Genomic DNA, 9,854 nt, shown 5'->3' with positions numbered 1-9,854 from the left:
GAATCAGGCGCGGCAACTGCGGCAGCGTCTTGCTCCACTGCGGCGCCTCGATCTTCAGCCGCTCGTACCAGCCGCGCAGACCGATCTGCTCGTTCATCCAGCGCTCGAGATAGGGCTTGGCCGTCTTCCACAGATCCAGTTCAGGATCGAGCGAGCGGCCGAGCCCTTCCACGTTCAACATGGTTTTTTGCAGCAGCACGAGTTGCGGCTGGATTTCCACGTTGAAGCGGCGCGAGGTCGAGAACAGGCGCATCAACACCTGACCGAGCGAAATATCCTTCAACGCGCGGTCGAAATAGGGCTCGCACACCGCGCGAATCGCGCTTTCCAGTTCCTCGACCCGGGTTGTAGGCGGCACCCAGCCCGACTCCAGATGCAGCGTGGCGACGCGGTGGTAGTCACGCTTGAAGAAAGCGAGGAAGTTCTGGGCGAGGTAGTTCTTATCGAAATCCGACAGCGCGCCGATGATGCCGAAGTCGAGCGCGATATACCGGCCGAAATGCGCCGGATTGAGACTCACCTGAATGTTGCCCGGGTGCATGTCGGCGTGAAAAAAACCGTCGCGGAACACCTGGGTGAAGAAAATCTCGACACCTTCGCGCGCCAGCTTCGGAATATCGACGCCCGCCGCGCGCAGCGTCTCCACCTGGCTGATCGGCACGCCGACCATGCGTTCCATCACCAGCACCGTGGGCGTGCAGAACTCCCAGTACATTTCCGGCACGAGCAGCAGATCGAGCCCGGCAAAGTTGCGGCGCAGCTGGCTGCCGTTGGCCGCTTCGCGCATCAGATCGAGTTCGTCGTGCAAATACTTGTCGAATTCGGCGACCACCTCGCGCGGCTTGAGACGCTTGCCGTCGGCCCACAGGCGCTCAGCCCAGACGGCGATGTCGCGCAGCAAGGCCAGGTCGGAGTCGATCACCGGCAACATGTTCGGCCGCAGCACCTTCACGGCGACCGCCTTGCCCGCGTGCTGCCCGGCTTTCACCTTCGCAAAGTGAACCTGCGCAATCGATGCACTCGCCACCGGCACCCGCTCGAAATCGTCGAACAGCACGTCGACAGGGGCGCCGAGCGACTTCTCGACCAACCCGATCGCCACCGCCGAGTCGAACGGGGGCACCTGATCCTGCAGCTTCGCCAGCTCGTTCGCGATGTCGACCGGCAGCAGATCGCGCCGCGTGGATAGCACCTGGCCGAACTTGACGAAGATCGGCCCGAGGCTTTCGAGCGCGAGCCGCAAGCGCACGCCCGGCGGCGCGTCGAACTTGCGGCCGATCGTGGTGATACGCAGCAGCAGACGCACACGCCGGTCGTTGACGCGGCTGAGCATCATCTCATCGAGACCGAAGCGGATGACCGTAAAGAAAATCTTGAGGAAACGCAGAAAACGCATAGTTGTGCCCGGTGACTAGCGCGTGCCGCGCAACGTGGCGGCGCCGCCCGGCGCATCGGCGCCGCGGGCTTCGACCTTCTGTTCAAGACGTTCAAGGCGCTTTTCCACGCGCGCCAAAGCATCGCGGGTGCGGGCCAGTTCGACGTTGAAATCCTCCAGCGCGGCGCGCCGCACCAGTTGCGGATTTTCGTCGAGTAGGTATTCGGCAGCCGTATCGAGCAGATTGCGGCCGGTGCGCCGCGCATGTTCGCCAACCGTGCGCACGACCGACGCCACCCGCCACGCCGGGCCGTCGCCGATCAGCTTCGCCAGATCCTCTTCCGGTTCCCAGCGCAAATGCTCGGCGAGCTTGGCGATCACAGTCGCAAACTCGGCGTCGCCTTCGATCTTGACGTGCTTCATCACGGCGCCCTGACCGCCTTGCACAAAGGCCGGCAGCGCATCGGACGGCACCGAGATGGTTACATCGAACTGCTGCGCCTCGATCTCGTCGACCGCACTCAGGTAGCCGTCCGGTTGCACCAGCAACATCAGCACGACTGGCGGACAGGATAGTCTGGCGGTCTTGCCCGCATACGGGGCGAGGCGCTCACGAGCCCACGATTCGCGGGCGAGCAGGTGATTGACGGCAGCAGCGAAGGGCTTGGCGGCGAGGGTCATTGAAAGTGGCAAGAAAAAACCCGCGCAGGCGAGTTGCCCGCGCGGGTTCCTATTGTAACGTCCGTTCGCTTCGCGGCTTGCTATGCCGAACGGCCAACGTTTTGTGCGAAATCAGGACGAGCCGTGCTGTCTGCGCTCCGGCTCACCGCTGCCTCAGTGCTGTGCCACCTGCTGAATGCCGGCCAGCAGCCAACCCTCGCCAGGGCGGTTCGACTTCGTCAAGTTCCAGACTTCGATGAACGGCTCAGCCGCCGCACCCGCCGATTCGCGGATCAAACCGGAGAAGCGCACGCTGGCGAAGTATTCGGTTGCGCGTTCTTCGACGCCCAGTAACTCCGCGTTCAGTTGCACCACGTCCGTCAGATTGGACTCGGCACCGCGCGACGACAGATCGACCCTCACTTCGGCGAACATTTCCGGCGTGGTGAATTCGCGGATGTCTTCCGTGTTGCCGACGTCCCACGCGGCTTGCAGGCGCACAAAGTAAACCTTGGCGTTGCGCAGGAACGCTTCCGAATCAAAGCCGGCCGGGACAGAAGGCGCGGCGTTGACGGTCGGCGTGGTCAGTGGGCTGCCTTGCGGCTCGAGGTACGAGCCAGTGGGCGGCGCGCTGTAACTCGGCTCCTGCGAGTAACCGGTCCCGCCGGCGTTCAGCGACGGCGAGCTGCCGGCGTACGCCGGTTGCGCCGTATCGCGCTTGCGGCCCATGAAGCGGCGGATCAGCCAGATACCGATCATGGCGATCACCGCGATCACAATGATGTTGGCTATCGCGCCGGCTAACGCGCCGCCAAGGCCGAAGTGCGACAACAACGCGGCGATACCGAGACCGGCCGCGAGACCGGCGATCGGTCCGAGCCAGCGCGAGCGGTTAGGCGCAGCGGCCGGCGTCGGCGCGGGCGCCGGTGCCGGCTGCGCGCGCTGCTGCATGGCCTGATTGCTTTGGGAAGGTTGCGACGGGGTCGACTGCTGCTGAACCGTATTCGACTGACGGCCGATGCTGCGGCTGCCGCCCAAACGGCGGGCTTCCGCATCGAGCGAGGCGAGAGAGCCGGCCATGATCAGACCGACCATCGCGATCAGTCCGATTCTTCTCACCAACGACCTAGAAACCTTACGGGGAGATGACGCACCTGAATCGGACATTTTCGTACTTTCCTTTAAAAAACGATGGGTTAGGGACCCTAGTATTTGGTCCCCACATGTAAAGCTACCACGCCAGCTGACAAATTGTAATATTTGACGCCGTCCAGGCCCGCTTGTTCCATCATTGTTTTTAAAGTTTCCTGATCCGGATGCATCCGGATCGATTCCGCGAGGTAGCGGTAGCTCTCGGCGTCTTTCGCAAAGCGGTCGCCGAGCCACGGCAACACTTTAAAAGAATAGACGTCGTAGACCTTTTTAAGCGGATCCCACACCTTCGAGAACTCCAGCACCAGCAGACGGCCTGCCGGCTTCAACACGCGGCGCATCTCGGCCAGCGCCACATCCTTGTGCGTCATGTTGCGCAAGCCGAAGGCCACCGTCACCACATCGAAGTAATTGTCCGGAAAGGGGATCTTTTCGGCGTCGCAGAGCAGCGCCGGCGTGATCACGCCCTTGTCCAGCAGGCGGTCGCGGCCCACGCGCAGCATCGATTCATTGATGTCGGTGTGCCAGACTTCGCCGGTTTCGCCCGCCTGTTTGGCAAATGCCTTCGACAGATCGCCCGTGCCCCCGGCAATGTCGAGCACCTTGAAGCCCGGCCGGACGTTGGCCTGGGCGATCGTGAACATCTTCCACGCCCGGTGCAACCCGCCCGACATCAGGTCGTTCATCAAGTCGTAGTTGGAGGCGACCGAGTGGAACACACCCGCCACCTTCTGCGCTTTTTCCTGTTCGTCGACCGATTGAAAGCCGAAGTGGGTTTTGCTCATCGCGCTCGTCCTTTCGCGTATTCTGAAATGTTGCGCCGCATCAGTGCGGCGATCAGGGCGAATCGTATCAGTGACAGTGCCCGTGCGCAGCACCGGCTGGCGCCATTGGCGCGTCGCGGTCGACGCCGGCTGCCTGAAGTTTGGCGAGATAATCGCGCCAGAGTTCATCCTGGCGGACAGCCATGTCGTGCAGCAGGTCCCAGGAATAGATGCCGGTGGCATGCCCGTCGGAGAAAGTCGGCTGCACGGCGTAATTGCCGACGCCTTCGATCATCGTGATCGTGACGTCGCGCTTACCGGTTTGCAACGTTTCCTGGCCGGGCCCGTGGCCCATCACCTCCGCTGACGGCGAATACACGCGCAGCAGTTCGAACGGCAGGCGATACGTTTCGCCGTTTGCGTATTGCAGTTCGAGTACGCGCGATTTGGAATGCACGACCACGCCGGTCGGCACCGGCGTATCGGGAGTCAGTCCACTCATGTTGACCTCATCATAAGGAAGCGCAGGGCCGCCCCAAGTTTTCTTAACCCCCTCGGGGGGCCTGGCGCGAAGCGACAGGTTCGGGGGCGCTCAGCCAAGAGCCTGTTCGATTTCCTGCCGCACCGCCTCGCGTAGCAAGGTAGCTTGCGCGCGGCGCGACGACAGCATGGCTTCGGACACCGTGCGTTGGCGCGGCGCCCAGATCGGCAGCGGGAAATGAGCGTCGTTCGAAAAACGCGGAATCACATGCCAATGCACGTGCGGCACCTGGTTGCCGAGGCTCGCCAGGTTGACCTTCACCGGCTGAAGAATGCGCCGGATCGCACGCTCGACCGCGTACACGGCCTGCATCACGCGATCGCGGTCGGTTCCGGCGAGATCGGAAAACTCAGCGACGTGCTTATTCCAGACTACCCGGCACAAGCCCGGGTAATCGTGTTCGTCGGCGAGGACGACACGCAGGGTGTCGTCCTGCCACAGCACATCGCCGCCATCTTCACGGCAAAAAACGCATTCCATCGTCGTCCTCAGGCAAAAATCGTCAGTCGTGCCATTAAACCAGCACGCGCTCGATTCCGCCATTGTTCGCCCGCTGGACGTAATCCGCCATCCAGTCTTCACCCAGCACGTGACGAGCCATCTCGACGACGATGTAGTCCGCCTCGGTGCCCGCGTCTTCGTTGTAACGCGACAGCCCCTGCAGACAGGACGGGCAGCTCGTCAGGATCTTCACCTCAGGGGCGCCGTTCGGTTGCGGCCCGTTGCCCGCCTTGAGCACGGAGCCGTCCGGCGCACCCGCCGCGCCGGCCGACGCATTGCCCGCGTTGATCCCATTCGCACCCGCCTCAGCCACTAAAGGAATACCCCGCAGCTTCGCGGCGCCCTTGCGCATTTCCTCTTCCTTGCGGAAACGGACTTGCGTCGAAATGTCTGGGCGCGTCACCGCGAGCGTGCCGGATTCGCCACAGCAGCGATCGTTCTTCTCGATCTTGTAGCCGTCGTTCTCCGACCCCATCAGCTGATTGACGAGCTTGACCGGGTCCATCGTCTTGATCGGCGAGTGGCACGGGTCGTGGTACATGTAGCGCACGCCGTTGACGCCTTCGAGCTTGATGCCTTTTTCGAGCAAAAACTCGTGGATGTCGATGATCCGGCAGCCCGGGAAAATCTTCTCGAATTCGTAGCCGGCGAGCTGGTCGTAACACGTACCGCACGACACCACCACCGTCTTGATATCGAGGTAGTTCAGCGTATTCGCGACGCGGTGGAACAGCACGCGGTTATCCGTGACGATCTGCTCGGCCTTGTCGTACTGGCCCGAGCCGCGTTGCGGATAGCCGCAGCACAGATAGCCCGGCGGCAGCACGGTTTGCACGCCCGCCTCCCACAGCATCGCCTGGGTGGCCAGACCGACTTGCGAGAACAGCCGCTCGGAACCGCAGCCGGGGAAGTAGAACACCGCTTCCGTATCGGCGGTGGTCGTCTTCGGATTGCGGATAATCGGGACGATCTTGTTGTCTTCGATATCGAGCAACGCGCGCGCGGTCTTCTTCGGCAGATTGCCCGGCATCTTCTTGTTCATGAAGTGGATCACCTGCTGCGTGACCTTCGGCTTGCCGACGGTTGCCGGCGGATGCGCCGTCTGCTTCTTCGCGAACTTCTTCAGCATGTCGTTGCCGAAGCGCTGCGCCTTGTAGCCGATGCCCATCATCGCGGTGCGCGCGAGGTTGATGGTCTGCGGGTTGGTAGCGTTCAGGAAGAACATGCCGGCTGCGTTGCCCGGATTGAATTTCTTCTTGCCCATCTTGCGCAGCAGATTGCGCATGTTCATCGTCACGTCGCCGAAGTCGATCTTCACCGGGCATGGCGTCACGCATTTGTGACAGACCGTGCAGTGATCGGCAACGTCGTTGAACTCGTCCCAGTGCTTGATCGACACGCCGCGGCGCGTCTGCTCTTCGTACAGGAACGCTTCGACCAGCAAGGACGTCGCGAGAATCTTGTTGCGCGGGCTGTACAGCAGGTTCGCGCGCGGCACGTGGGTCGCGCACACCGGCTTGCACTTGCCGCAACGCAAACAGTCTTTGATCGACTCGGAAATCGCCCCGATGTCGGACTGCTGCATGATCAGCGATTCGTAACCCATCAGGCCGAAGCTCGGCGTGTACGCGTTACGCAGATCGGCACCTGCGAGCAGCTTGCCCGCATTGAAGCGGCCATGCGGATCGACGCGTTGCTTGTAGGCGCGGAATTCGCCGATCTCCTCGTCAGTCAGGAATTCGAGCTTGGTGATGCCGATGCCGTGCTCGCCGGAAATCACGCCGTTGAGCGAACGCGCCAGCTTCATGATGCGCGCGACCGCCGTGTGGGCGTCCTGCAGCATCTCGTAGTTGTCGGAGTTGACCGGCAGGTTCGTGTGGACGTTGCCGTCGCCCGCGTGCATGTGCAGCGCGACGAACACGCGGCCACGCAGGACCTGCTTGTGGATTGCCTGGGCTTCTTCGAGGATCGGCTTGAATTCGCCGCCGTTGAAGATCTGACGCAACTCAGCGCGGATCTCCGCCTTCCACGACACGCGGATCGTCCGGTCCTGGGTGATGTGGAATACGGTGGCATCCGGTTGCGCGTCGACGCGATCGGCGAACTTCTCCGCCAGCCCCTCATAGCCGAGGCCGACCAGATAGTGCTGCGCCTCGCGCAAGGACAGATCGAGCTTGTCGCGCAGGAATTCCCAGCGCGTGCGCACTTTCTTCAGCAGATCGAGCGCCTGTTGCACGCGATCTTCGAGCAACTCCGCGCTCGGGATCTCGTTGGCGTCGTCGCTCTTGCCGAGCGGCAGCTTGCCGCCCTTGAAGAACGCTTCCAACGCGTCGACCAGTTGCAGCTTGTTCTTGATCGACAGTTCGATATTGATGCGTTCGATGCCGTCGGTGTACTCGCCCATCCGGTCGAGCGGGATCACCACGTCTTCGTTGATCTTGAACGCGTTGGTATGCTTGGCAATCGCGGCGGTACGGCTGCGGTCGAGCCAGAAACGCTTGCGCGCTTCCGCGTTGACCGCGACGAAACCCTCGCCGCTCTTGCCGTTGGCCATGCGCACGACTTCCGAGGTGGCTTGCGCCACCGCATCGGCATCGTCGCCGACGATGTCGCCGATCAGCACCATCTTCGGAAACGCGTTGCGCTTGCTCTTGGTCGCATAGCCGACCGCGCGCAGATAGCGTTCGTCCAGATGCTCGAGGCCGGCGAGAATCGCGCCACCCTGCTTCGACGTTTCGAACAGATAGTCTTTGATCTCGACGATGCTCGGAATCGCTTCACGGGCCTGGCCAAAGAATTCGAGGCAGACCGTGCGCGTATGGGCCGGCATCTTGTGCAGCACCCAGCGCGCCGACGTGATCAGGCCATCGCAGCCTTCCTTCTGAACGCCCGGCAGACCGGCGAGGAATTTGTCCGTGACGTCCTTGCCCAGCCCTTCTTTACGGAACACGCGGCCCTTGATGTCGAGCGCTTCCGTGCGCAGCAGCTTTTCGCCCGGTGCGTACCGGCCGTCGAACCACTTCAGCTCGAAACGCGCGACTTCGATGTCGTGAATCTTGCCGAGGTTGTGGTCCAGACGCGTGACTTCGAGCCAGTTCCCTTCCGGGTCGACCATGCGCCACCAGGCCAGGTTGTCGAGCGCCGTGCCCCATAGCACCGCCTTCTTGCCGCCCGCGTTCATCGCGACGTTGCCGCCGACGCAGGATGCATCCAGCGAGGTCGGGTCGACGGCGAACACGAAGCCGGCCTGCTCGGCCGCTTCGGTCACACGACGTGTGACCACGCCCGCGCCGGAGAAAATCGTCGCCACCTTGCGGTCAACGCCCGGCAGTTCGGTCATCTCGACCGCGCCAAGTTGTTCGAGCTTTTCGGTGTTGATGACGGCCGAGAACGGCGTGAGCGGCACCGCGCCGCCCGTGTAGCCCGTGCCGCCTCCGCGCGGGATCACGGTCAGACCGAGCTCAAAACACGCCTTGATCATGCCGGCGATCTCGGCTTCGGTATCCGGCGTCAGCACGACGAACGGGTACTCGACGCGCCAGTCGGTCGCGTCGGTTACGTGCGAGACACGGGACAAACCATCGAACTTGATGTTGTCTTTTTCCGTGACCTTGCCCAGCACCTTGTTCGCGCGACGGCGCAGATCGAAGGTCTTCTGGAATTCGCTCTCGAAATCGTCGACGGCGCGGCGCGCTGCCGCCACCAGCGTTTCAACGCGAGCGGCCCGATCGATACCCGCTTCATCGCCGTGCTCGACCAGATCGGCGCGACGGCGCTTCTCGATCTCGGTCAAACGGTGGTGCAGCGCCTCGATCAGCATCGCGCGGCGCTTCGGATTGTCGAGCAGGTCGTCTTGCAGGTAAGGATTGCGGCGCACGACCCAGATGTCGCCGAGCACTTCGTACAGCATCCGCGCCGAACGGCCGGTGCGGCGTTCCGCGCGCAGTTCGGCCAAAGCAGCCCAGGCTTCGTCGCCCAGCAGCCGGATGACGATTTCGCGGTCGGAAAACGACGTGTAGTTATAGGGAATTTCGCGCAGACGCGCTTCGGGATCGGCGGCCACCGCAGTGGCGGCCCCGTGCGGATCGAAAACTTGAGGTGCGTTCATGTTCGGACGACTCGGTGGGTCAACCCGACGCGCTCATGGATGAGGCGCCGCCTGACGGTGCGCGTGGGGCGCAATGCTGGAAATCTTCTATGGGGAGCGAAGCCCGACCGACGGCCTACCCACATCAGTCGCTTCGCGGTGCTCAGAGACAGCTACACGATCGTGCGTGACGGATGTGACGCTCCGCCGCGGGACGAGACTCACGCGGGACGGGCATCAAATGGGCGATCCGAGGCTGCCAGTGCATCTTCCGATCCTTATTCCAAAGTGGAATTCTACCCCATGATCCGATAGCGCGTTGACGGCTGAAATCAGAGTTGTGGCGGGGCTTTGAGCGTTTTTGTGCTGAACGGCGCCCACACGCGCATGCGAATAATTCTCCGACCGGACGGTCGGGCAGGCCTTTGCTGACGGCTCTCGCGGACACGCTGAAGGCCAGAGCGCGCACCGTTGGCGCTATCATTGACCCTTTCCCGTCCCGCAAAGCGCACCGCGCCACCCGCATGGCTTCCCACGACTACCTGAAGAAAACCCTGACCGCGCGCGTCTACGACGTGGCCCGCGAGACCGAACTCGAACGCGCGCCGAATCTGTCGGCACGGCTGCGTAATCCGGTTTATCTGAAGCGCGAGGACAACCAGCCGGTGTTCTCGTTCAAGGTGCGCGGCGCGTACAACAAGATGGCGCATATTCCGGCGGAGGCGCTGGAGCGTGGCGTGATTACCGCGTCGGCGGGCAATCATGCGCAGGGTG

General features: G+C 62.7%; 8 protein-coding genes. 1 reads left to right on the top strand and 7 read right to left on the bottom strand.

Features of this window, described 5'->3' with window-relative positions; translation table 11 throughout:
* The 7 genes from ubiB to GNZ12_RS15205 all read right to left on the bottom strand — a co-directional run.
* A partial coding sequence (gene ubiB / locus GNZ12_RS15235; RefSeq protein WP_172311118.1) for a ubiquinone biosynthesis regulatory protein kinase UbiB occupies positions 1 to 1,396 on the bottom strand: 1,396 nt, incomplete at its 3' end.
* A gap of 15 nt (positions 1,397 to 1,411) precedes the next feature.
* Entirely contained in the window at positions 1,412 to 2,056 is a 645-nt protein-coding gene (locus tag GNZ12_RS15230) for a ubiquinone biosynthesis accessory factor UbiJ (protein WP_172311116.1), read from the bottom strand.
* 153 nt (positions 2,057 to 2,209) lie between these two features.
* The gene (locus GNZ12_RS15225) at positions 2,210 to 3,202 is read right to left on the bottom strand and encodes a Tim44 domain-containing protein (RefSeq protein WP_172311114.1); all 993 of its coding nucleotides are present in this window, start codon (positions 3,200 to 3,202) and stop codon (positions 2,210 to 2,212) included.
* Positions 3,203 to 3,240: 38 nt separating this feature from the next.
* Positions 3,241 to 3,972 (bottom strand): bifunctional demethylmenaquinone methyltransferase/2-methoxy-6-polyprenyl-1,4-benzoquinol methylase UbiE, encoded by a 732-nt coding sequence (ubiE, locus tag GNZ12_RS15220; protein ID WP_153137354.1) that lies wholly within the window; start codon positions 3,970 to 3,972, stop codon positions 3,241 to 3,243.
* A 67-nt stretch (positions 3,973 to 4,039) separates the two neighbouring features.
* Positions 4,040 to 4,453 carry a gamma-butyrobetaine hydroxylase-like domain-containing protein gene (locus tag GNZ12_RS15215; protein WP_172311112.1) on the bottom strand — a complete coding sequence of 138 codons (414 nt, stop codon included), beginning with the start codon at positions 4,451 to 4,453 and terminating at the stop codon, positions 4,040 to 4,042.
* Between the two features lie 90 nt (positions 4,454 to 4,543).
* Positions 4,544 to 4,972, bottom strand: a complete 429-nt coding sequence (locus tag GNZ12_RS15210) for an HIT family protein (protein ID WP_172311110.1) — start codon at positions 4,970 to 4,972, stop codon at positions 4,544 to 4,546.
* Positions 4,973 to 5,006: 34 nt separating this feature from the next.
* Complete coding sequence (locus GNZ12_RS15205) at positions 5,007 to 9,101, bottom strand: DUF3683 domain-containing protein (protein ID WP_172311108.1); 4,095 nt, start codon at positions 9,099 to 9,101, stop codon at positions 5,007 to 5,009.
* A 503-nt stretch (positions 9,102 to 9,604) separates the two neighbouring features.
* Here GNZ12_RS15205 and GNZ12_RS15200 point away from each other — a divergent pair.
* The coding region (locus tag GNZ12_RS15200) for a pyridoxal-phosphate dependent enzyme (RefSeq protein ID WP_172311106.1) at positions 9,605 to 9,854 on the top strand (250 nt) is incomplete at its 3' end.

This window comes from Paraburkholderia solitsugae (assembly GCF_013177695.1).
GTDB classification, from domain to species: Bacteria; Pseudomonadota; Gammaproteobacteria; order Burkholderiales; family Burkholderiaceae; genus Paraburkholderia; species Paraburkholderia solitsugae.
Note: the sequence above shows the minus strand (reverse complement) of the source record. Positions and strands in the feature narration are given on the sequence as shown.

Bases quoted from the DNA above. Each gene is read 5' to 3' on its own strand.
- GNZ12_RS15230 (WP_172311116.1), bottom strand. From the start codon at position 2,056: ATGACCCTCGCCGCCAAGCCCTTCGCTGCTGCCGTCAATCACCTGCTC.
- GNZ12_RS15225 (WP_172311114.1), bottom strand. From the start codon at position 3,202: ATGTCCGATTCAGGTGCGTCATCTCCCCGTAAGGTTTCTAGGTCGTTG.
- ubiE (WP_153137354.1), bottom strand. From the start codon at position 3,972: ATGAGCAAAACCCACTTCGGCTTTCAATCGGTCGACGAACAGGAAAAA.
- GNZ12_RS15215 (WP_172311112.1), bottom strand. From the start codon at position 4,453: ATGAGTGGACTGACTCCCGATACGCCGGTGCCGACCGGCGTGGTCGTG.
- GNZ12_RS15210 (WP_172311110.1), bottom strand. From the start codon at position 4,972: ATGGAATGCGTTTTTTGCCGTGAAGATGGCGGCGATGTGCTGTGGCAG.
- GNZ12_RS15205 (WP_172311108.1), bottom strand. From the start codon at position 9,101: ATGAACGCACCTCAAGTTTTCGATCCGCACGGGGCCGCCACTGCGGTG.